Source organism: Chromobacterium alticapitis (assembly GCF_002924365.1).
GTDB classification, from domain to species: domain Bacteria; phylum Pseudomonadota; class Gammaproteobacteria; order Burkholderiales; family Chromobacteriaceae; genus Chromobacterium; species Chromobacterium alticapitis.
Map to the genome: position 1 here is coordinate 86757 of NZ_PQWB01000011.1, position 20616 is coordinate 107372.

Genomic DNA, 20616 nt, shown 5'->3' on the forward strand with positions numbered 1-20616 from the left:
GCTGCGCTAGCAAAGCCCGGCATCAAGAATATAAAGCAGCATAGAGAGACAGAAGCCATGAGTATCCTCAACATCGCACCGGGCCAGCTCACCCTGGCCGATCTGCGCCGTGTTTCACGTGAAACCGGCCTGCAATTGCAGCTGGACCCGTCCAGCCATGCCGCCATCGACGCCTCCGCCGCCACCGTGGCGCGCGTATTGTCGGAAGGCCGCACTGTTTACGGCATCAACACCGGCTTCGGCCTGTTGGCCAGCACCAAGATCGCCACCGACGAGCTGGAGTTGTTGCAACGCTCCATCGTGCTGTCGCACGCCGCCGGCATCGGCGCGCCGATGGACGCCAGCACCGTGCGCCTGGTGATGGCGCTGAAGATCAACTCGCTGGCGCGCGGTTTCTCCGGCATCCGCCGCCAGGTGATCGAGGCGCTGGTGACCTTGTTCAACCGCCAGATTTACCCGGTGATTCCGCAGAAGGGCTCGGTAGGCGCCTCCGGCGACCTGGCGCCGCTGTCGCATATGAGCGCGGTGCTGATCGGCGAGGGCGAAGCCTTCATCGACGGCGTGCGGGTGCCCGGCGCGGTGGCGATGCGCTCCGCCGGCCTGGAGCCGATCACGCTGGCGCCGAAGGAAGGTCTGGCCCTGCTCAATGGCACCCAGGCGTCCACGGCTTTCGCCTTGGAAGGCCTGTTCGCAGCGGAAGACCTGTACGTGTCCGCCACCGTGTCCGGCAGCCTGTCGGTGGAAGCCGCGCTGGGTAGCCGCACGCCGTTCGACGCGCGCATCCACGAAGTGCGCGGCCATCAGGGCCAGATCGACGCCGCCCGTTTGTACCGCGAGCTGCTGGCGCACAGCCAGATCGAGCAATCGCATGAAAACTGCGGCAAGGTGCAAGACCCGTACAGCCTGCGTTGCCAGCCGCAGGTGATGGGCGCCTGCCTGACCCAGATCCGCAACGCCGCCGAAGTGCTGCGTGTGGAGGCCAACGCGGTGTCCGACAACCCGCTGGTGTTTGCCGGCGATAACGACATCCTGTCCGGCGGCAACTTCCACGCCGAGCCGGTGGCTTTCGCCGCCGACAACCTGGCGCTGGCCATCGCCGAAATCGGTTCGCTGTCGGAGCGCCGCATGGCGCTGCTGATCGACAGCAATCTGTCCAAGCTGCCGCCCTTCCTGGTCAACAACGGCGGCGTCAATTCCGGCTTTATGATCGCCCAGGTGACTTCCGCCGCGCTGGCCAGCGAGAACAAGTCGCTGGCCCATCCGGCTTCGGTGGACAGCCTGCCCACCAGCGCCAACCAGGAAGACCATGTGTCCATGGCCACTTTCGCCGGCCGCCGCCTGCGCGATATGGCGGGAAACACCGCCGGCATCCTGGCGGTGGAGCTGCTGGCGGCCTGCCAGGGCATAGACTTCCGCGCGCCGCACAAATCCAGCGACAAGCTGGAAGCGGCCAAGCGCATGCTGCGCGAGCAGGTGTCGTTCTATGACAAGGACCGCTACTTCGCGCCGGACATCGAAAAAGCCGCTGTGTTGGTGGCCAGCGGCCGCTTCAACGGCCTGGTGGACGGCGAGGTGTTGCCGTCGTTGTAAAGGGCGGAAGCCCCGGCAAAGCCGGGGCGTTCCGCCGAGTTCGTGTCATCGGGAAGTGGGTGACGAATAGCAAGGGCAGGCCGAGAGGCTGGCCCTTTTTGTTTGGGTGCTATGTTGAGAAAGTCCAGTCTGTATGACTGCTTGGATGTGTCCGCTGCGCGGACGATGATTGGATGCCGGTTCTGCCCGGCGGGCAGGTTGGGGGGGCTGCGCGGCCAGCCCCCCAACGCCCCCAGGCCGGCCCAACAGCGCGGCGAAACCCCGTCTCCAAAACCCTTTCCAAGGCGCCGCCCAACTCGCGGGGCGCTAGCGTCGCCCCGCTCAAACAGGGGGCGGCTTAAAACCTTGGAAAGGGTCTCGGAGCCGGCTTGCGCTGATGGGGAAGTGGGCGCATTGGTTCGGTTCTACACAGTGCTAGGTCAGTAGCTTGGCGGAGTCCCCGTGTTGACGGAGGTGTTTGGAGATGGATACTCCAGTTTTGGTTGCAGCGATAACTTCGGCGGCAAGCATCCTTGTCGCCGCGGTAACATTTTTTCTGACAAAGCGAAAGGAACGGGACGCTGAGTGGAGGAAGCAGAAGCTGGAGCATTATCGAGAATTTCTGGATGCGCTCAGTGGCACTGTGGGGACGGATTCAACTCCTGAGGCACAACAGCGTTGGGCGAGGGCAGCAAATACTATCGGTCTAGTTGCCTCCCAGAGTGTGCTCCTCGCGCTCTGGCAGTTTCAGGATGCAATCGCGAGATCCAATCCGAATCCTTCAAAACAAGCTCATGACGATGCATTGAACAGATTGATGCTTGCCATCCGTTTGGACCTTGATGTTTCTCCTGCTGATGACCCAAGCACGTTCTCGTTCCGGTTGTGGTGTTCCGGGGTCAAAGACTAACGCGGCAAACTGGTTTTCATGTAGGTTGGAGCTGAGCGTAGCGAAGCCCAACGTTTACTTCGTATGAATCGGCCGATTTTGTGTCCGCTGCTCAAACGATGATTGGATGCCGGTTCCGCCCGGAGGCGGAGTGCAACGCACAGGCACATTGGACACTTTCGTGCGGGTTCGCGCTAAGCGCAGCGAAGCCCAACATTCACCGCGCACCGCCCGTCCCGTTGGCCAACTGTAATATTCCCACTTCACAAACTTGACGATAGATAAAATTTCATAGCGGAAGACCGCCATTATCCACAATTGGCGGCTTTTCCATGCCCCGCTATCGCCCATATGTGTAAATCCAATTGGCATTTTTGTCGTGGTGATCTCAGACTACGGAGAAGAGAGCCAATTGGAGCAGGCCATGCTGAAGGATTTATTGATCGAGCTATTGCCGTATGGCGGCAGCTACCGCGGCGGTTTGAGCAATCACTTGCCCATGGTCCTGGCCGCGCTGGACGAGCTGGGCGCGAGCGAGGCGGAGCTGCGTTTGTTTGCCGCGCGGCGCGGCCATTTGGAGGCGGTGCCGGATGATGGACGCGATATCGCGGACACCGCCGGCTGGCTGGGAGAACGGGCCAGCGAAGGCGCGTGGCGGCGGCGCTTGGCCTGGGAGCGCGAGCGCGGCGAGTGGCAGGCGCTGTGGCTGAGCAGGGTGCGACAGGTGCTGGCCGCGCCGGCATCGGCTTCGTTTCACGGCGCGATCCGGCTGGCTTACGCCTTGCGCAGCGAGGCGGAGGCGGAGGTGGATGCGGCTCTGGCCTACGCGCTTAGCCATTGGCAGCCGCTGGCTTTGCCCGGCCGCGCCAGCGCGCCGCGAAGCTTGGCCGAGGTGTTGCGCGATTGGCGAGACCACCCCCTGTCCAGCCCGGACGACGGCAAGCTGATCATGGACGATATCGAGCGGGCATTGGCCTTGCCGGAATTGCCGGATCGGCTGCCGCCGGGCTTGCTGGCCGGCGCGCGCGAGCAGCGGCGCATCGCGCGGCAGCTGTTCCTGGCGCGGCGCAGCTTTGACATGCTGCATCTGATGACAGGCTGGGAGGCGGTGCTGAGCCTGGCGCGCGGCCACGGCCTAGGCGACGCGCCGGACAGCGCGGCCTTGCAGATGCAGGCGGCGCTGCTGGGCATGTACATCTATAACGGCTGCCCGGACTTGTCGGGGAGGCTGGCAGGGAGTCAGGCGGACATCGGCGAAATCGCCGCCATGGCGCGCGCGCAGCCGGACGATCATAGCGTGAAGCTGGCCCTGAGCTGCCTGCGGCTGGCGGAACTGGATGATGATGAGGCCTGGCTGGCGCTGGCGGCCGATGTGGCGGCGCACGGATGGCGCGGCCGCGCGGCGGTTTAAGTCCTGGCTCAGGCCACGTAGGGCAAGGTTTCGTCGGTGTAGATGTCGCGCCAGCTGGTGTAGCTGTTCAGGCACATGACGGGCAATAGCACGATCAGGGCCAGGCCCAGCGTGGCGATGCTGAGCAGGACCATGATGGATTGCAGCAAGACGCTCAGCGCAATGGCAGGCCAGTTTCTCAATACGCCGCGGAAGCTGCAGGCCAGCGCCCGCCCCAGGGGGAGGCGCTGAAACACCAGCAGGGCCGGAGCATACATGAGCGCGCCGTGGATCAGCATCAGCGCAAGGATCACGAGCCAGGCGCCGGGCGACGCCGGCTGGCCGTGGGCGGTAGCCAGGCTTTGCCCGAAGACGTTCTCGATCAGGATCAAGGGCAGCATCAGCGCGGAGAAACTGGCCAGCGGGCGGAAATGGTTGTGCCAGCCCAGAAAGAGGTCGGCGAATCTGACGGTTTGATTGACGCTGCGCTTGCGGGCGGCCAGCAGGAAGCCGCCGGTGAAGATAGGCGCGGCGCAGGCGAGCAGAATGCTGCCGATGGCCGGGATCTGCAAGATCGCGATGTAAGCCAGAATATAAAAGACGCACATGATGATCCAAACGGGCTTTTGCTGTTTGAATAGGCCATAGGCTTCTTTGAACCATTGCCAGGCGTGGGTGGCGGGGACTTTATGAATGGTGGTGTTCATGATGTCGAGGCTAAGCGCCAGCAGTGGGCGCGCTGGCTGGATTGAAGAGATGGGACTGCCGGGGCGGCAGGCTAGCACGGCGCAGGAATGATGACAAATAAATCCCAATGAAAACGGCAGGCCGCCGCATGGCGGCGGGCCTGCCGTTGCCAGGTCCGGCGGTTTTACTGCACCTTGGCGAAGGACTCGGCCACGTAAGGCGCGTTGGCGGTGTTGAGGCCGGCCACGCACATGCGGCCGCTGCCCACCAGGTAGACGCCGAACTGCTCGCGCAGCTTGTCCACCTGGGCCTGGCTGAAGCCGGTGTAGCTGAACATGCCGCGCTGGTCCTTCAGGTATTCGAAATCGCGCTGCGGCAGCGCTTCCTTCAGCACCTGCACCAGCACGCCGCGCATGGCCTGGATGCGGTCGCGCATGTCATTGACCTCGGATACCCACAGCGCCTTCAGCTCAGGCGAGTTCAGCACGGTGGCGATCGCTTTGGCGCCGTGCGTCGGCGGGCTGGAGTAGTTGCGGCGCACGGTGGCCTTCAGCTGGCCGGATACCAGCGCCGCCTCGGCCGCGTCTTCGCATACCACGGACAGGCCGCCGCAGCGCTCGCCGTACAGCGAGAAAATCTTGGAGAAGGAGTTGCTGACCAGGAAGGACAGGCCGGCGTCCGCCATGGCACGGATGGCGTAGGCGTCCTCTTCCAGCCCGGCGCCGAAGCCCTGGTAGGCGATGTCCAGGAAGGGAATCAGCTGGCGTTCCTTGGCCACGGCCACCACCTGGTCCCATTGCGCGTTCGTCAGGTCCGCGCCGGTGGGGTTGTGGCAACACGGATGCAGCAGCACGACGGCCTTGGCCGGCAGGGTTTGCAGCTTGGCCAGCATGGCGGGGAAGTCCACGCCGCGGGTGGCCGGATCGAAGTAGGGATAGCGCTCCACGGCGAAGCCCGCGCCCTCGAAGATGGCCACGTGGTTGTCCCAGGTCGGGTCGCTGACCCAAACGCCGGATGCCGGGAAGTAACGCTTGAGGAAGTCCGCGCCCACTTTCAGCGCGCCGGAGCCACCCAAGGTTTGCAGCGTGGCGATGCGGCCGTTCTTCACCGCGGGGTGGTCTGCGCCGAACAGCAGCGTCTGGATGGCGCTGCGGTAGGCGGCTAGGCCGTCCATGGGCAGATAGGTGCACGGCGGCTGAGGTTGGCTGGCCAGCAGCGCCTCCGCCTGCTCCACGGCCTTCAGGCGCGGGATGCGGCCGGCTTCGTCGTAATACAGGCCGATGCTGAGGTTGACCTTCTGCTCGCGCGGGTCTTTGCCGAAAGCTTCCACCAGCGACAGGATGGGATCGCCGGCGTAGGCGTCTACATGTTGGAACACGAATCTTCTCCTCTTGGTTGGCGGACGCCCGCCTGTTGCCGGCGGGTCGTCCGGGGTGCGGCGCGGCGCTCAGGCCAGGTCGTCGCGTTTCAAAGCCAGGCCCATCGCGAGCAGCCACGGCAGAATCAGCCAGCCGCCCAGCACGTTCAGCAGCGCCACGGTTTTCAGGCGCGGGCTTTTCACCAGCAGCGCGGTGGCGGTGGGCACCAGATAGGCGCCGGCCATGGCCAGGCCGTCGCCCAGCCAGACGGCGGCGTTCACCAGTTCCGGCCGATTCTGCCAGCTGCCGTAGCACCATAGCAGGATGGCCAGCGCCAGCAGGGCGAACAGCAGGTTTCTCAGCAGCGGCAGCAGGTTCATGGCGTAGGGCAGGCGATGGACAAACGCTTATCCTGCGAGTTTTTGCGGCGGCTGGCAACGGGGGCTTGGCGGAATGTTCGCAATGAAGTGCCATAAATTTGACGCAATCTGCCATTTTCATGCCATGTTCATGGCGAGCGCTTGTTCGGCGCCGGCGACTTGTTTAGGCTGGCAATTTTGCGATGCGAACGGAGAGCGCCATGACGGTGCATATCGACTGCGATCCGCGCAGGCTGGAGCGGGAGCGGATCTACGCTTATTTATCGCAACAGTCGTATTGGGCCCAGGGTTTGCCGCGCGATATTTTCGAACGTTCGCTGGCGAATGCCTTGTGCTTCGGCGCTTATGCCGAAGACGGCGCGCAGGTCGGTTTCGGCCGCGTCGTCACTGACCGCGCCACTTTCGCCTATCTGGCCGACATTTTCGTGTGGGACGAGTGGCAGGGGCGCGGCGTGGGCAAACAGCTGGTGGCGGCCATGCTGGCGCATCCTGAGCTGCAGAACCTGCGCCGCATGATGCTGGCCACTGCCGACGCGCACGGCCTGTACGCGCAATACGGTTTCCAGCCCTTATCCCGGGCGGAGCGGCTGATGGAACGGTTGGAGCAGGACGTGTATCGACGGCTGGCCGGCGCGGCGCAGGCGTCGTGACAGCCAATGAAGGGCAAGCGATGACGCGGAAACGGTTCTGGGCAGCGCCGTATCAGACGACGCTGGCGACCCGCGTCAGCCGAGTGGATGGCGAGCGGGTATGGCTGGAGGAAACCATTTTCTACGCTTTTTCCGGCGGCCAGGAGAGCGATAGCGGCCGCATCGCCGGCCATGCGGTGCGGCTGGCGGAAAAACAGGGCCAGGATATCGTCTACACGCTGGACGCGAACCACGGTCTGCTGGCCGGGAGCGCGGTGGAGGTGACGATAGACTGGCCGCGCCGCTACCGGTTGATGCGCCTGCACTTCGCCGCCGAGCTGGTATTGGAAGTGATCTGCCGCCAAGTGGCCGGCGTGGAGAAGATAGGCGCGCACATCGCCGAGGACAAGGCGCGCATAGACTTCGCGCGGGACCAGGCCATCACCCCCTTGTTGCCAGCCATCTCCGCCGCCGCGCAGCGGCTGATAGACGACGATCAACCCATCGTCAGCGCCTTTTCCGACGAGGCGGCCGAGCGCCGCTACTGGGAGCTGCCCGGTTTCGCCCGCGTGCCTTGCGGCGGCACCCATTTGCGGCGCAGCGGCGAAGTGGGGCCCATCCTGCTCAAGCGGCGCAATGTCGGCAAGGGCAAGGAACGAGTGGAAATCTATTTACAGGAAGCATGATGCTGTATGACCTTGCCGCGGTCGGCGCCGCCGGCTGCTGGGCGCTGGGCGGACTGCTGGGCGCCGGACCATCCCGCCATTTCGGCCCTTTTGCCTTCACCCGCTTGCGGTTGACGCTGCTGACCATGGCGCTGGGCGGCGCGAGCCTGCTGTCCGGCGGCTGGCACTCCATCAGCGCGGCCGCCTTGTGGCCGGCGCTGCTGTCCGGGCTGTGCGGCATCTTCCTCGGCGACACGGTGATGTTCGCCTCGATGAACCGGCTGGGGCCGCGCCGCACGGGTTTGCTGTTCGCCACTCATTCGGTGTTTTCCGTATTGCTGGGGGTGCTGTTTCTATCCGAACGGCTGAGCGCGGCCGCCATGCTGGGCAGCTTGCTGGTGTTCGGCGGCGTGTTGTTGGCGGTGGCCTTCGGCCGGCGCGAGGTGGACGCCCACGTGTGGGAACGCAACGACAAGCTGGCCGCCGGCGTGGCGCTGGGGCTGACGGCGGCCTTGTGCCAGGCCTTGGGCACCTTCTTCGCCAAGCCGGCGATGGCGGCGGGACTGGAGCCGGTCACCGCGTCCGCGCTGCGCATGGGCGTCAGCTGCGGCGCGCACTATCTGTTGTGGCTGAGCGGCTGGCGCCTGGCGAAAAGCCGCGGGCCGTACACGCCGCGCATGCTGGGCCAGACCGCGCTGAACGGCCTGGTGGCGTTGGGCCTGGGCATGACCTTGATCATGCTGGCCCTGCAGCGCGCCAACGTGGCCACCGTGGGCATTTTGTCCGCGCTGAGCCCGGTGCTGATCCTGCCCATGCTGTGGGTGGCATTGAAACGACCGCCGCCGCCATTGGCCTGGCTGGGCGCGGCGGTGAGTTGCGCCGGCACCGCGCTGGTGGTGTTGCGCTGAGCCATGTCATGACAAAACCGCGCCGGGAGGCGCGGTTTCACGTGGAACACGTATATGGGGGCAAACCGTTATTCAGGGGTGGGTTCTGATGGTCGGGGATGCTCATGCGTTCCTGACGATGATGGGCGCTTAGGCTGGCTGCTTGGGCCTGTTGGCTCCACCAGTTAGCCTTGCCAGCGAGGCGGGCTTAACGCCGCATCCTCCGATCCGACAGAGCGTTTTGCGCGATGGCGTCAAGATCATTGCTGGCGGGATTGCCGTCATGGAACAGTCCGTCTGGACTATATGATGGAATTGAGCGGGTTTTGCATGGATAACGCCTCCCGCAGGGAATGAGAGGTCGGCCACATGGGGCGATGACGGATGTCGTTGTTTGAGGTGGATAGTTATGTGCGGAAGGCCGTGCGGCGGAATAGGTGGATGGACGACAGTGCCGTATATGGCATGAAAAAGCCGCACCCTGAAGAGCGGCCAAACGGATGATATCAAGTGACATCAGTATTTTATGCAGGGAAGCAGAGCGACGTTGCGTGGCCGGGTCTCGCTGGATATACGCGCATCTGCGGCCTCCCGAACGACCTGAGGCATGGCGATGTTATTCCGATCCGCACTGTTTTTCGGAATGAAGTCAGGCCCCGCGCCTGTGACATTTGGAATCGATGCTGACATGGCATAGGAGGCATGTGAATGCTGTTGCAGGGCATCGTCCTGTTTGGAGCCGAAGATGCGCGGCGATTCGGCATCCACTTTTCCGGAGGCATCCCAGCCGCGAATGAATTGGCCTTGTAAGTCGGGTAGGCGAAATGTGGTTTTTCCGTCCCCGGATCCAAAGGTCGGATCGATCGCATTGAAAAGAGTGGCGAACTCGTTACGGGATTTCTCTGCGCCATCGCAAATCAGCCAGCCTTTCGGCGGCGTTTTCATGGCGAAAAACGCAATGGTGCCGGGGGGGATGGTGTCTATCGACTTGATCGCATCGGCGATCAGGCTTTTCACTTGGGCAAGGGGGACGGCATCGGTATCTTGCCAAGTAGGCGCAACGCAGAAAGTTTTTTGAGTATTGCCATTGATGTTGGCGAAGATGTCCTGGGCCTGACCAAGTGGAACGGCATCTACACTCTGCAAGGCTTTGCCGACGCTGAATGATCGAGTGACATCGCCGGTTCGTGACGCCGCATCCGTAATGCCATAGCCGGACAGCGTAGAAGATTTGTCTGCTTTGGCGGCTAACTGTTTGGCGATGAATGATGCGAAATTGGAGTCGTTGCCAAGGGCTGCGGCCAGTTCCTGTAAAGTATTTAGAGCTCCCGGTGCGCCTGCGACCACGCTGTCGATCGCAGTTTTTAATTCGGTCTTGGTTGCGCCGTCGGCAATGCCATATCCCGCTAGCGTGGTGGGTTTGGCGCCGCTCCCCCAGGCGATGTTCTGCACGGCCTGCAGCAGCTGGTCGTTACGCGCGGGGTCCGGGTTTTGGCCACTGTTTTTGATGACGGACATCAGTTCCTGCTGCGCGCTTTGCACCACGGCTTGCACGCCGTTGAGCCAGTCTGAGGTGACGATGGTGCCGAGTTCGCCGGTGGCGGGGTTGCCGTCGTGGAAGACGCCGTCCGCGCTGTTGATGGAATTAAGCTGGTTTTGCATGGAAAACGCCTCCCGTTGGGAATGAGAAATCGGCCGCAGGGGCCGATGACGGATGTCGCCGATCAAGAATGGGGGCGATTGTGCGGGAGCGCGCGCGCTGGGCGCAGTGGACAGCGTTCAGTGGCGACGGCAAAAACGGCAGCGTATCGCTGCCGTTGACATTGAGGCTTTTGCTGGGCTTAGGCGGGTTGCCTGGGCCAGTCGGCGTCCACCAATTTGGGCCACAGCGCCTGGTCCGGCAGACGGGCCAGGTCCACGCAGTAGCGCTTCCAGGCCGCCAGCTTGTCGAGCTCCGCCGAGGAAGCGATGCCCAGCGATTCGGCATCTTCCAGCGGGCGGCGGGCGGCGTAGGCATCCGCCAGGCGCCGCTTCAGTTCGGCAGCCGTCTGCGCCATCAGCGCGGCGGCCTGAGCGGTTTTGTTCACCATCCAGCCCTTGCCATCCCAGGCCGGGAATTCGCAAGGCTCCAGCAGGGTGGCGCGCAGGCTGTCCGGCGTGTCGCCCAAGCGAGCCTGGACCCGTTGCGCGGTGTCTATGCTCCATAGCTTGACGTTGCGCCAGTCTTGCGCGACGGACCAGTTGCCGTCGTGGAACACGGCGATTTGGCGCTCGGAGGTGGCCGGCGGCTGCAGCTCTGTGCTGTGGGCGGGCAGCAGCCAGACACCGGGTTCCAGCGGAGAGGGCGTAGCTGCGATGGGACCTTGATACTCCCCTGTTTGCGGATGGTAGTCGTATACGGTTTTGTTGTCTTGCATAGCAATTTCCTTAGTACTTGATGCAGGGGAGCAGGGCGATGTTGCGGGGGCGGGTCATGTACATCCAGTTTTGAGGATTACCGCCGAAGACCTGGCTGATGGCCTGCTGGTTGAGCAGGGTCAGGTTATTGATAACCAGCCCGCTGGTGTAATCCTTCACTTCGGGCACAAAGTCATAGCCCGCGACATCGCGTACGGCCTTGTTGGTCATATTGTTGATGATGCCGCCTGCATAGATATCTTGGTCGTCGTTATGAATGACCAGCGATCCTTTCTGCTTGGAGCCGAATACCCGGCCCTGATCCACGTTGGCGTCCCAGCCGCGCACAAACTCTCCGCGCAGGTCAGGAAGGTTGAAGGTGGTGGTGCCATCGCCGGCGCCGTAGGTGGTGCCGATGGCGGCGAATAGTGAAGCGAATGTGCTGCGGCTGATCGTTGTGCCATTGGCCGGAAGCCAGCCATCGGGCGGGGTGGCCATTGCGAAGAACGCGACCTGGCCGGTCAAATGGCCGTCATGAATCAAGGTATGCCAAGGATTCCAGCGGTTGGCGTCATCGTTGCGGGTACGAAAGCGCATCACGTAACCGGTGGTGTAATCGGCGGTCAGTTGGCAGGGGTAATTGAGATTGCTGTTCGCTTCTCCCAGGCCGCCGAAAGCGATGAACGGGCCGGTAACACCGCTGGAGGTGCCGTAGTTGAAGCCTGTCTCGCAAGCGGTGATGGCGTCGTCGAGCGAGGTTTTATCGTCAACGCTGATGCGATAGCGGCGTCTCTTGATGAAAGAGGCATCGTTTCCGCCGTGCCAGACACGGTATTCATTCCCCGTTGACTCCTTCAGCACCAGCGTCTCTGCGCCGTAGCCCTTGTGCACCAGCGCCACCGCGCTGTTGCCGGGACGATGTAGGCCCAAAGCTGGGAAGTCGCTGCCGGTAGAGCGTAGCTCCAGCGTGCCGTTGGTATAGATATTGCCATCGTAGACATTGGGCGTGGTCTTGAGCACCTGCGCGGTTTGCGTGGTAGACAGCGCCAGCGTGTTGATGCCGTAGCCGGCCAGCGAGTTGGATTTGTCGGCTTTGCTGGCCAATTTGTTGGTGACGGTGGCGGCGAAGTTGTTGTCGTTGCCCAGCGCCGCAGCCAACTCTTGCAGCGTGTTCAGCGCGCCAGGCGCGCCGCTGACCAGACCGTCCACCGCAGCTTTCAGCTCGGCCTTAGTCGCGCCGTCGGTGATGCCGTAGCCGGCCAGCGTGGTGGCGGCGTCGGCCAGTTTCTGCCATTGGCTCCAGTTGCCGCGGTAGCGGCAGCGATACCAGCAGCCGGCGTTGTCATAACATTGGTAGGTCTGGTAGACCATATTCTCATTGGGCAAAACAAACAGCAGTCCAGCGTGCGGGGCCGGATAATTGGCGCCGTCGGCCGCATAGTTATTGCCGGGATTATGGTAGAGACCAACGTCTACGATATTGTTCAAGTCGATTTTGTCGCTTAGTTGCGGCCGCAGCGCCAATCCGTCGGTAATGCCGTATTCCGCCAACGTCGTGGGCTTGGCATTGCCGCCCCAAGCCATTTGTTTGATCGCTTCCTGCAGTTGGTCTGGGCGCGCCGGGTCGGCCTTCTGGCCATTGTTGCCGTTGACGACGGACAGCAGCTCTTGCTGGGTGGACTGGACGGCGGACTGCATGGCGTTCAGCCAATCAGCGGAGACGATGGTGCCCAGCTCGCCGGTTTTAGGATCGCCGTCGCGAAAAGCAACGGGCTTGATTGGGTCTTGCATGAAGCGCTCCTGGTATAGAGATGGGACGGGAACACCGGTTGGGAAATCGGCGTGGATGGGGGGAGGGGCACGATGGAAGCGCGCGAGGCGCGCGTTCTGTGGCGATTAAGGCAGGTAGGCGAAGTTGACGTGGGTATGCGCCGGTTTGAGATCGTTGAACAGTTCTTCCAGTTTGGGATCGCCGAAGGCGGTCAGGCGCTCGCCCGCCAGCGATTGGCCGGCACGAAACTGGTAAGAGCGGGATTTGCTGCCGAATACGGTCACCCACCAGGCCCAGGGGATGTCCTCGCGGCACAGATGCTGGCCGGCGCGGTTGATTCCGGCGCGGAAAGGTTGAGGCTCTGCGATCTGTATCTTGTAGCCCATGCCGGCGGCCAGCCGGACGAAGTAGGGGATGGACAGGCCGCCGGTTTCGGCCAGCTTGGCCAGCACCGCTTGCTGGCGCTGCTGGTAGGTGGCGTCCAGCTGCGGCGTCAGGCCGCAGACGCGCTCCCAGTCCGGCAGCATCCCTTCTGCCTGCCAGGGGGTGACGGCGCCGGCCAGTTGGCGCGCGCTGGTCTGAGCGCGGTCCAGCGCCGCGCCCTCGCTGGCCAGCTCGGCTTGCAGCCTGGGGCCGTCCGGGCTGTAGCTGACCGGCGGCAGCAGCCGCGCCAGCAGTTCCTGGTAGGGCGGTTGCGGCGTCATTGCAGCGTCCCCACTGTCAGTTTGCCCAGCCGCAGCCACTCCACCATCTTGTCGTCGGCCACCGGGGAGACGTTGCCTGCCGGGGCGTTGAGTTGGCGGTCTTGCACGCCGGGCAGGTCGGATATCAGCGCCTCGATGCGGCTCTTGACCAGGCGCTCGCCCGGAGCGAGGCCGGCGAAGTAGGCTTGCAGCGTTTGCTGCAGCAGCGGCGTGAAGCTGTCGAGATTGGCGCCGCCCAGGCTGAGGGCGATGTCGATGTCCACCGGGCGCGGCGTCGGCGCCAGCACCAGGCAGCTCTTGGCGGTGACCGGGCGCAGATCTTCGATATGGCTCTGCACATTGGCGATGATTTCCTGGGACGGCAAGTCGCCGCCGGCGGTGATCACCACGTCCACGGTGCCCAAGCCGCGGCGCAGCGGGTAGACGTAGGCGGCGGTGACGCCTTTCACTTCCATCGCCCAGCGGCGGTAGTCGTGCTGGTTGCCGCCGGCCGGCGGCCGGCGGATCAGCTCCAGCAGCCGCTCCAGCAAGGCCGCGTCGTCTTCCGCGTCCAAGCCGTTGCGCATGCTGAGCAGTTGCGCCTTGGAGTTGACGCCGGACGGCGCCTGCATCAGCTCCACCGGCAGGTTGTCAGGCTGGTTGCCGGCGGCGCCGGCCTGGCTGGCGAAGAGGGGCAGCTCGGCCTGCTTGTTGTCGTCCAATCTGACCGAATAAGGGCTGCCGTCCGGCTTGGAGAGCGGCGTGGCGTATAGTTGCTCGCCCACCCGCAGTTGCAAGCTGCCGGTAATGACAGCGCCGGCGGTGCCGTTGATGCGCAGCGTGCCGCTGGCCGCGGTGGCCGGCTTGCGGATGATGCCGCGCAGACGGGCGTGCTGTTCCAGATATTCGCTGTCGGCGCTGTCGGGGAAAATCTGGCGAGCGATCCAGCTTTGGTGCTGGTACAGGCCCTCCACCGCGCCGGCGGTGGCGCTGGCCCGGACATAGTTGTCGCTGTCCGGCGAGACGGCGGCGTCGGCGCGCAGGTTTTGCAGGTCGCGCAGCAAGGCGTCGCGCAGGCTGGCGAAATCGGGCGTGGACAGGGGCATCAGGCTATCCTCACTTGATGTTGGAAATGACGGAGGTGGCCGCCGGTTTCGGCGACTTCGATATTCAGCAGCAGGCGGCCGGGGGCGGGGCGTTGCGAGGAAGCCTGGACGCGGCTGGCGCGGCCGTCCTGCAGCAGCGGCTGCAGCGCCTGTTCGGCGTACTGGCAGGCCAGGAGGTCGACACGGCTGCTGTCCTTGCTGCGGGACAGTTCGTGCAGGCGCGAGCCCAGCGTCGGGTCGGCCCACCAGCCGCCCAGCGGCGTCATCAGCCGCAGGTAGACGGCGTTGGCGAGGGTGTCGGTGGCGGCGCCGGCGTAATCGCCGGTTAATGGGTCAAGCAGCGGGTCCATGGCTATTGTCCTGGATGGGGTGGCGGGGCGGCAGCGGACGCGGTTCAGCGATGTGGCTTATTTAGGCGGGCTGGTGGGGCCGTTGGGCGCGTCGTGGGTGTGGGAAGCCAGGCTCTTGCCGCTGGCTTTCACGTCGCCGCTGGCGTTCATCGAGCCGGATAGTTTGATGTCGCCGTTGACGCTGGCGCCGCCGCCGCCCTGGATGGCCAGGCCGCCGTTGCCGCTGATCTGGCCCTGGGCGACGAACTGCGCGCTGGCGTTCAGCGTGGGGGTGGTGAAGCTGGCCTGTTCGCTGGCGTTGACCTGCCAGGTCTTGCAATTCAACTGGAAGGCGTCGCATTCCACGGCGATGATCTTGCCGCGTTTGAGCACGATCTTGCTGCCTTCGTCGCTGTACAGCGCCACTTCTCCCGGTTGCAGGGACTGCAGCCGGTAGCTGCCGTGCTCGGTGGCGATCACCACGCTGTGGCTGGAGCGGCCGCCCAGCGGCAGCACCATGGCCATGCTGCCTGGCGGCGGATTGGAGGTGTAGCCGTAATGCTGGAACAGCTCGGCGTCTTGCAGCCGCTCTCCGGCCAGCGCGTCGGCCTGGACGGCCTGCACGCCGCCGTTGCTGTCCACATGGGTCAGCACCGCGCGAAAGCCCTGGCGCACATTGCTGAAGGCGCGGCGTATGCGTTGGTCTACTTCATGCCACATGTTTGGCTCCTGATTGCTGGCCGGCGCGCATGGCCGGAATCCAGCACTTGTCTTCCTTCAGCGTCAGCCGGGTGATGCTGCCCTGGCCGCGGCCGCCTTCGAAGGCGCGGGCCATCAGAAAATAGACGCCGTTGATGCCGTGCGGCTCGCTTTCCACCTCGATGCGCTGGCCCGGCGTCCACAGCTTGCCGCGGCTGTCGCGGTGGCCGGCCACGGTGGCGGCCAGCGTGTAGCCGGCCAGGCGGGCGTCGGCCAGCATCTTGTCGGCGCGGGCGGCCAGCTCGGCCTGGCTGGCGGCGTCCGGCTCCACCTGGATCAGCGGCTTGTGATAGCAGACGTCGGAATCGAACACTTGGTAGCGCATGGCGTGGCGGCCGGCGGTTTGCGCCTGGCCATGGCCCTGGCCCAGCAAGGTCAGCTCGGAATGGCGTTGCGCATGGGAGCGGGTTTCCGCCAGGCTGAGCACATTGTTGCCCTTGCCGTCGCGGCGCAGGATCAGCCGCGCGCTGGCCGGCCGGCTGTAGTCCGGGCCGCCCACCACCAGGGTGCCGTCCGGGTCGAACCAGGCGGCCAGGCCGTTGGCCTGGGCGGCGCGGGTGAGCACGTCCCAGGCGCTGTTGCCGGGATCGACGTTGATCTTCTCGATCTGCCCCTTGGCCTTGGCGTCGACGCGGATCTGGCTGATGCCCAGCGGCCGCACCACATTGTCCAGCACGTCCTGCAGCGTCATGCCCTTGCCGGTGAACAGCGGCGCGCTGCAATCGAGCAGCATGCCGGCCAGGTCGCGGCCGGATAGCGCCAGCTGGTGGCTGCCGGCCGCCACGCTGTGGCTGATGTCGTCGATGCGGCCCAGCAGCACGGTTTCGTCGCCCACCAGCACTTTGACCATCGCGCCGGGCTCGACATCGGCCGGGAATACGCCGCCGGGCAGGCCAAGCGACACTTGCCAGGCGTCGGCGGCCGCGGTCAGGTCGGAGTCGATGGCGTAGTGCGTCCAGTCGCCATGCTGGCGGCCATTGATCTGCAAGCTGACGGCTTGCTTAGTTGGCGTAGCCATAAACCAGGGTTCCCGGAGTCAGATGATTGGGTTGGGAGAGCTGCGGATTGAGCCGCAACAGCTCGGCGGCGCGCTCGCTGTCGCCGTACCACAGGTGTGCCAGCTGGCGCAGATTGCAGGCAGCCTCCACTTTGCGTTTCAGCAGCGGCGGTTTGGCGGCGATCAGCGCGGCCGCGCCCTGCTGCACCTGCAGGCCCAGTTCGCGCAGGCCGTCCACCACCGGGTAGGCGTCCTCGGCCGGCAGCGCGGCGCGCCACTGGTCCATGGTGGTTTGCAGCGAGGCGCGCACGTCGCCGGCGATCTGTTCCAGCGCCGGCGGCGTCAGCGTCGGCTTGGCGGATTCGCTGGCGAAGATGCCGGCGGCGGCGGAGGCGAGCTTGGTGGATACGTTCAACTGCAACAGCGCGTCGATGCGGCGCTGGTCGTCGCTCCACACCGATAGGGTGGCGCTGGCGGATATCGGCGCGATGCCCTGGCGCGCCGCGTCCGGCAGGCCTTCCAGCCGACGGCGCAGCGCCTTCCAGTCGGCCAGCGTGGCAGATGACATCTCGGCCGCGGTCTTCAGCGCCGGCAGCGGGCCGGTGTCCAGTTTCAGATCGAAGCGCCAGTCTGCGGCCGCGTCCACCAGCTGCTTGGCCTGGGCGACGAAGGCCTGGGGGTAGGCGAGCAGGTCGGTGACCTGGGCCACCGCCTGATTGGCCATGGCGGCCAGCTGGCCTACAGTGGCGGTCAGTTGCTGGCGCAGCGCGGCGACGCGGCCCAGCGCGCCCTTGGCCGCGGCCACCAGGCCCTGCGCCTTGGAAAAGGCCTCGCCGGCCATCTGCCGCAGCTTGTCCACCTGGGAGGAAATGGCGTCCACCTGCGGCAGTTTTTTCTTGGCTGCGAAAAAGGGATTGCCCGGCGTGGCCTCCACCCAGTTGATTTCCACGGTGCAGGAGTCCGGCGCGTCGGCCTCGTGGCTGATCTGGTAATCGAGCACCTGGGCTTGCGGCATGCTGCCGAACACCGGGTGGATCAGCTCGCCGGGGCCGGCGGCGTCCAGCGCGGCGGTGAATTCGCGCAGCCGGCGCTGGTAGCCCTTGCCCCAGAACATGGCCGATAGCGACACCTTGCGCGCCTTGCGCCCCAGGTCCTCCACATCGGCCCCGTCTTTATAGGGGTACTCGTGCATCGCCTGGTCGCGCTGCGCGCTGTCCACGCTTTTCAGGCAGTCGAAGCGCACGCCGCGGAAGCTGGCGTCCACCAGGGCGCCGGACGAGGCGAGGCCGGCGAATGCATTGAAGCTGAGCATCAATTCCTCCTTTGTTGCTTGCTGTTGGCGGCGTTGACGGCGGCGACGATGTTGCCGTTTTGGACGTCGACGACTACGCGTATCGGTTGGGCCAGCTGCGCCAGCGCGGCGCTGAGTTGGGCTATCAGGGCGGACAGCTGCGACTCGGCCGCATTGCCGGCAGCGGGCGCGGCTTGGCCGGTCGACGCGGGTTTCTTGGGCGCCGCAGCCGGTTTGAGCGTGGGCTTGGGCTGATTGGCGGAGGCTGCTGGTTTGGGGAGCGGCTTGGCCACGACGGGGGTTGGCGTTTTCGCAGCCGGGGCGGCCGGCGTTGGCGCGGCCTGTTCGGGATGGGCCGCGCCGCTAACGGCGACTTTGCCAGCTTTAAAGCCTTCCACCTTCTGCATGCCGTCCATCAGGGCATCGAACTCCGGCGGATTCAGGTCCTTGATCTTCTTGCCGTGCAGGTCCAGGCCGCGGCTGGCCGCCAGCTTGTAAATGCCTTCGGCGTACTTGGCGTGATTGGCCTTGCCCGAGTAATCCGATACCGCGTATTTGGGCAGCATCGCTTCTATGGTTTTTTCGCCGTGTTGCTTGGTCAATAACTGCGCCTTGGCTGCGCGCCCCGCTTTCTCGTCGGCGAAGATGGCATTGCCCCACTGGTCCAGATCGACTACGCCTTGATAGCGTTTTTGCGCGTCGGCCAGCGCGCGCGTTTTGCTGCGCTTGCTGTGGTCAGTCTTGTCATGGCTGCCGGCATAGCCGAACTTCAGGTTGCCCGGATTGTTGTTGCGCCAGGCTACGGTGCCGCCGCTGCGCGTTTGCATTGTGCCGTCGGCCATCTGATAGATGCGGGTCGTGCCTTCGGTCTTCAGCAGCTTTTGCACCTTGTCGGGAGCCGTGTTTTGGCCGACCGGCGTTTGGTGCGCGCCAGGCTTAGACATTGCAGGTTTCGGCGCAGCTGGCTTAGGCGGGGTGGCTTCGGCCTGGGCTTGAGCCGGAGAGGCGGGAGAGGACTTTAGGTACTCCGCCTTGGGCCGCAGGAATTTCTGCGGCTTGCCCCAATAGCCCGAACCCAACTTGGCGCTCGACGCGCCCTTGGTCGACTGGGCGCCGAAGAAATTACCCTTGCCGGACTTGGCGTCGTAGTTCTCGACGATGCCGGTATGGTTCTTGCCGCCCCGCCACAGCGCGATATCGCCCGGCTTGACGTCTTTCGGGTCGACCTCCTCGTAGTATTTGGAGTGGGCCATGTCGGCCGTGGTCTGGTACGGAATGGCGTAGCCCGCGCCCTTTACCGCCTGGTTGACCAAGTGGGAACAGTCGATGCGCTTGACGCCTTTGGCGTCTTTCTCGCCGTTGCCGCCGAGTTTGTATTGGTAGCCGTCGAATCTTCCCCTTTGATTCAAGATCGCTTGTCCGTCCGGAGCCGGGCCTGAGGCCTCAGGCGGGGAGGTGCGTTTGGCCATGGCGGCGCTGGCATGCGGTTGGCTCGCCTGGAGGGCGGGTGCGGGAGGATGCGCCGCGCCAGTGCCGGCGCCATTCTGCGTCTTGGCGGGAGGGGCTGCCTGTGGGGCCGGCGCGGCGGCCTGGCCGCCTTGCATGGCTTGTGCCACTTGTGGCGCCAAGCTGTTGATGGCTTTTTGTGCTCGTTGCGCGTACTCGGCGGTGGAGGTGCCATTTCCGTCGCGCGTTTCTTTATGCTGCTTGAACAGCGCGCTGGCGCCGCCCACGCCTTTCAAATGCGCAGCGCCGGCGAATGCCGCGATTCTTTCCGCGGAGTCATCGGGTTTGATCGCTTTCGAGCGGATGCCTTGCTGGATTTGCTTATTGGTGTACTCGACGAATTTGGCGTCTTGCAGCGCTTTATCGCCAAGATAGTGTTTAAGGCCGCCTGAGATTTTCCAATTGGATTCGTCTTCCAGGAATTTGGCGTGCAAGCCGGTATTCTTCGCATACCACTGCTTGCGCCAATCTTTGCCGTATTCCTTCTTGGCGGCGGCGATGGCGGCATTATATTTTTCGCGATCGACCAGACCGGTTTCCACCAGGGCTTCCGCGCCAAACTGGTATTGGCCGTAGTAACCCTGTTTATTGTCGCTATCAACCTTGCCGGCGCTTTCCTTCTGCATGACAGCAGATGCGTAAGCGCGGGTTTGGGCGTCGGTTAACCCAGTGATTCTGTCCTTTCCCTGGAAGGACAAGGCGTGTTGGACGAGATCGAATCCCGCATTCGCTTTGCCGTGTCGTGCCGGGTGGGTCTTCTGTGTCATCGCAGCTTGCCTGTTGGTGCGCGCCGCCCGCTAAGTCGCAGGCGGCGCGGGTTAACGACTTAGAGGGATCACTCCGTGACCTTCCGCAACGACATCAGCTTGATATCGCGGCGCGCTTCGTTTTCCACGCCGTACTTCTCGCCGACCTCCAGCGTGAAGCAGTCCAGGTAGCTGGTGCGCTTGCCGCCCGGGGCCAGCGGGAATTCGGTCAGCTTGGCGCCTTCGATCGCTTCCCAGTCCAGGTCGCCGGTCAGCGGGATGGACACGGTGACGGCCAGGTCGTATTCGGTGATGCCGCGGGCGAAGCCCTTGGCGCGGCCGGTGGAGTTCATCGTTTTTACCAGTTTGCGGCCGGTGCGGCTGCCGACGTTGAGGTCGATGACGTCGATTTCCTGGCCGTTCACTTCCAGGACGATGGAGCCTGCGTATTCTTTCAAAGCCATGAGACTTTCCTTTTCGATTCGGGATGGGCTGGCCAGGCGGAGGCCTGGCCGGCGGGGAGCGCGCGGATGGGAGAGGGAGGAGCGAGGCGGCCGTCAACGCAGGCTGCTTCGCC

20 protein-coding genes are annotated in these 20616 nt (G+C 64.3%); 6 read left to right on the plus strand and 14 right to left on the minus strand.

Annotation, left to right across the window (positions count from 1 at the left end):
* Positions 1–57 precede the first annotated feature (57 nt).
* From hutH to C2I19_RS02725, 3 genes are all read left to right on the plus strand, one after another.
* Positions 58–1590 (plus strand): histidine ammonia-lyase, encoded by a 1533-nt coding sequence (gene hutH / locus C2I19_RS02715; RefSeq protein ID WP_103901180.1) that lies wholly within the window; start codon positions 58–60, stop codon positions 1588–1590.
* 463 nt (positions 1591–2053) lie between these two features.
* Positions 2054–2479 carry a hypothetical protein gene (locus C2I19_RS02720; protein ID WP_146056732.1) on the plus strand — a complete coding sequence of 142 codons (426 nt, stop codon included), beginning with the start codon at positions 2054–2056 and terminating at the stop codon, positions 2477–2479.
* Between the two features lie 403 nt (positions 2480–2882).
* Entirely contained in the window at positions 2883–3869 is a 987-nt protein-coding gene (locus C2I19_RS02725; protein ID WP_146056733.1) for a questin oxidase family protein, read from the plus strand.
* Positions 3870–3877: 8 nt separating this feature from the next.
* Here C2I19_RS02725 and C2I19_RS02730 read toward each other — a convergent pair whose 3' ends face one another.
* The 3 genes from C2I19_RS02730 to C2I19_RS02740 all read right to left on the minus strand — a co-directional run bounded on the left by C2I19_RS02730 (position 3878) and on the right by C2I19_RS02740 (position 6273).
* Entirely contained in the window at positions 3878–4555 is a 678-nt protein-coding gene (locus tag C2I19_RS02730) for a BPSS1780 family membrane protein (protein ID WP_103901183.1), read from the minus strand.
* 164 nt (positions 4556–4719) lie between these two features.
* Positions 4720–5913: an amino acid aminotransferase gene (locus C2I19_RS02735; RefSeq protein WP_103901184.1), complete on the minus strand. Its 1194-nt coding sequence runs from the start codon at positions 5911–5913 to the stop codon at positions 4720–4722.
* 69 nt (positions 5914–5982) lie between these two features.
* Positions 5983–6273 (minus strand): superinfection immunity protein, encoded by a 291-nt coding sequence (locus C2I19_RS02740; protein WP_103901185.1) that lies wholly within the window; start codon positions 6271–6273, stop codon positions 5983–5985.
* A 200-nt stretch (positions 6274–6473) separates the two neighbouring features.
* Between C2I19_RS02740 and C2I19_RS02745 the strand changes: the two genes are divergently transcribed.
* From C2I19_RS02745 to C2I19_RS02755, 3 genes are read left to right on the plus strand one after another with little or no spacing between them, the layout of a single operon-like run.
* Complete coding sequence (locus C2I19_RS02745; RefSeq protein ID WP_103901186.1) at positions 6474–6923, plus strand: GNAT family N-acetyltransferase; 450 nt, start codon at positions 6474–6476, stop codon at positions 6921–6923.
* Between the two features lie 20 nt (positions 6924–6943).
* Positions 6944–7588, plus strand: a complete 645-nt coding sequence (locus C2I19_RS02750) for an alanyl-tRNA editing protein (RefSeq protein ID WP_103901187.1) — start codon at positions 6944–6946, stop codon at positions 7586–7588.
* A complete protein-coding gene (locus C2I19_RS02755; protein WP_233201080.1) occupies positions 7588–8475 on the plus strand; it encodes a DMT family transporter in 888 nt (295 codons plus the stop codon). The genes C2I19_RS02750 and C2I19_RS02755 overlap by 1 nt, the downstream gene beginning before the upstream one ends.
* 495 nt (positions 8476–8970) lie before the next feature.
* Here C2I19_RS02755 and C2I19_RS02760 read toward each other — a convergent pair whose 3' ends face one another.
* From C2I19_RS02760 to C2I19_RS02810, 11 genes are all read right to left on the minus strand, one after another.
* Complete coding sequence (locus C2I19_RS02760; protein ID WP_103901189.1) at positions 8971–10116, minus strand: phage tail protein; 1146 nt, start codon at positions 10114–10116, stop codon at positions 8971–8973.
* Positions 10117–10295: 179 nt separating this feature from the next.
* Positions 10296–10871 carry a tail fiber assembly protein gene (locus C2I19_RS02765; RefSeq protein ID WP_103901190.1) on the minus strand — a complete coding sequence of 192 codons (576 nt, stop codon included), beginning with the start codon at positions 10869–10871 and terminating at the stop codon, positions 10296–10298.
* A gap of 10 nt (positions 10872–10881) precedes the next feature.
* Entirely contained in the window at positions 10882–12642 is a 1761-nt protein-coding gene (locus C2I19_RS22400) for a tail fiber protein (RefSeq protein WP_233201081.1), read from the minus strand.
* A gap of 105 nt (positions 12643–12747) precedes the next feature.
* On the minus strand, positions 12748–13326 hold the full coding sequence (locus tag C2I19_RS02775) for a YmfQ family protein (RefSeq protein WP_103901191.1): 579 nt from the start codon (positions 13324–13326) through the stop codon (positions 12748–12750).
* Positions 13323–14411 (minus strand): baseplate J/gp47 family protein, encoded by a 1089-nt coding sequence (locus C2I19_RS02780; RefSeq protein WP_233201082.1) that lies wholly within the window; start codon positions 14409–14411, stop codon positions 13323–13325. Before C2I19_RS02780 ends, C2I19_RS02775 begins: the two co-directional genes overlap by 4 nt.
* The gene (locus C2I19_RS02785) at positions 14411–14761 is read right to left on the minus strand and encodes a phage GP46 family protein (protein ID WP_103901192.1); all 351 of its coding nucleotides are present in this window, start codon (positions 14759–14761) and stop codon (positions 14411–14413) included. The genes C2I19_RS02780 and C2I19_RS02785 overlap by 1 nt, the downstream gene beginning before the upstream one ends.
* A 57-nt stretch (positions 14762–14818) precedes the next feature.
* Positions 14819–15460 (minus strand): phage baseplate assembly protein V, encoded by a 642-nt coding sequence (locus tag C2I19_RS02790; RefSeq protein ID WP_103901193.1) that lies wholly within the window; start codon positions 15458–15460, stop codon positions 14819–14821.
* Complete coding sequence (locus C2I19_RS02795) at positions 15450–16517, minus strand: phage baseplate assembly protein (protein WP_233201083.1); 1068 nt, start codon at positions 16515–16517, stop codon at positions 15450–15452. Before C2I19_RS02795 ends, C2I19_RS02790 begins: the two co-directional genes overlap by 11 nt.
* Positions 16501–17808, minus strand: coding sequence for a DNA circularization protein (locus tag C2I19_RS02800; protein WP_103901195.1), 1308 nt, complete (start codon positions 17806–17808; stop codon positions 16501–16503). Before C2I19_RS02800 ends, C2I19_RS02795 begins: the two co-directional genes overlap by 17 nt.
* Positions 17808–19919 carry an NlpC/P60 family protein gene (locus C2I19_RS02805; RefSeq protein ID WP_158253621.1) on the minus strand — a complete coding sequence of 704 codons (2112 nt, stop codon included), beginning with the start codon at positions 19917–19919 and terminating at the stop codon, positions 17808–17810. Before C2I19_RS02805 ends, C2I19_RS02800 begins: the two co-directional genes overlap by 1 nt.
* A 209-nt stretch (positions 19920–20128) precedes the next feature.
* Positions 20129–20503, minus strand: a complete 375-nt coding sequence (locus C2I19_RS02810; protein ID WP_103901197.1) for a phage tail protein — start codon at positions 20501–20503, stop codon at positions 20129–20131.
* Positions 20504–20616 lie beyond the last annotated feature (113 nt).

Excerpts from the sequence above, each read along its gene's own strand:
- hutH (WP_103901180.1), top strand. The coding sequence starts at position 58 with ATGAGTATCCTCAACATCGCACCGGGCCAGCTCACCCTGGCCGATCTG.
- C2I19_RS02720 (WP_146056732.1), top strand. The coding sequence starts at position 2,054 with ATGGATACTCCAGTTTTGGTTGCAGCGATAACTTCGGCGGCAAGCATC.
- C2I19_RS02725 (WP_146056733.1), top strand. The coding sequence starts at position 2,883 with ATGCTGAAGGATTTATTGATCGAGCTATTGCCGTATGGCGGCAGCTAC.
- C2I19_RS02730 (WP_103901183.1), bottom strand. The coding sequence starts at position 4,555 with ATGAACACCACCATTCATAAAGTCCCCGCCACCCACGCCTGGCAATGG.
- C2I19_RS02740 (WP_103901185.1), bottom strand. The coding sequence starts at position 6,273 with ATGAACCTGCTGCCGCTGCTGAGAAACCTGCTGTTCGCCCTGCTGGCG.
- C2I19_RS02745 (WP_103901186.1), top strand. The coding sequence starts at position 6,474 with ATGACGGTGCATATCGACTGCGATCCGCGCAGGCTGGAGCGGGAGCGG.
- C2I19_RS02750 (WP_103901187.1), top strand. The coding sequence starts at position 6,944 with ATGACGCGGAAACGGTTCTGGGCAGCGCCGTATCAGACGACGCTGGCG.
- C2I19_RS02755 (WP_233201080.1), top strand. The coding sequence starts at position 7,588 with ATGCTGTATGACCTTGCCGCGGTCGGCGCCGCCGGCTGCTGGGCGCTG.
- C2I19_RS02760 (WP_103901189.1), bottom strand. The coding sequence starts at position 10,116 with ATGCAAAACCAGCTTAATTCCATCAACAGCGCGGACGGCGTCTTCCAC.
- C2I19_RS02765 (WP_103901190.1), bottom strand. The coding sequence starts at position 10,871 with ATGCAAGACAACAAAACCGTATACGACTACCATCCGCAAACAGGGGAG.
- C2I19_RS22400 (WP_233201081.1), bottom strand. The coding sequence starts at position 12,642 with ATGCAAGACCCAATCAAGCCCGTTGCTTTTCGCGACGGCGATCCTAAA.
- C2I19_RS02775 (WP_103901191.1), bottom strand. The coding sequence starts at position 13,326 with ATGACGCCGCAACCGCCCTACCAGGAACTGCTGGCGCGGCTGCTGCCG.
- C2I19_RS02780 (WP_233201082.1), bottom strand. The coding sequence starts at position 14,411 with ATGCCCCTGTCCACGCCCGATTTCGCCAGCCTGCGCGACGCCTTGCTG.
- C2I19_RS02785 (WP_103901192.1), bottom strand. The coding sequence starts at position 14,761 with ATGGACCCGCTGCTTGACCCATTAACCGGCGATTACGCCGGCGCCGCC.
- C2I19_RS02790 (WP_103901193.1), bottom strand. The coding sequence starts at position 15,460 with ATGTGGCATGAAGTAGACCAACGCATACGCCGCGCCTTCAGCAATGTG.
- C2I19_RS02795 (WP_233201083.1), bottom strand. The coding sequence starts at position 16,517 with ATGGCTACGCCAACTAAGCAAGCCGTCAGCTTGCAGATCAATGGCCGC.
- C2I19_RS02800 (WP_103901195.1), bottom strand. The coding sequence starts at position 17,808 with ATGCTCAGCTTCAATGCATTCGCCGGCCTCGCCTCGTCCGGCGCCCTG.
- C2I19_RS02805 (WP_158253621.1), bottom strand. The coding sequence starts at position 19,919 with ATGCAGAAGGAAAGCGCCGGCAAGGTTGATAGCGACAATAAACAGGGT.
- C2I19_RS02810 (WP_103901197.1), bottom strand. The coding sequence starts at position 20,503 with ATGGCTTTGAAAGAATACGCAGGCTCCATCGTCCTGGAAGTGAACGGC.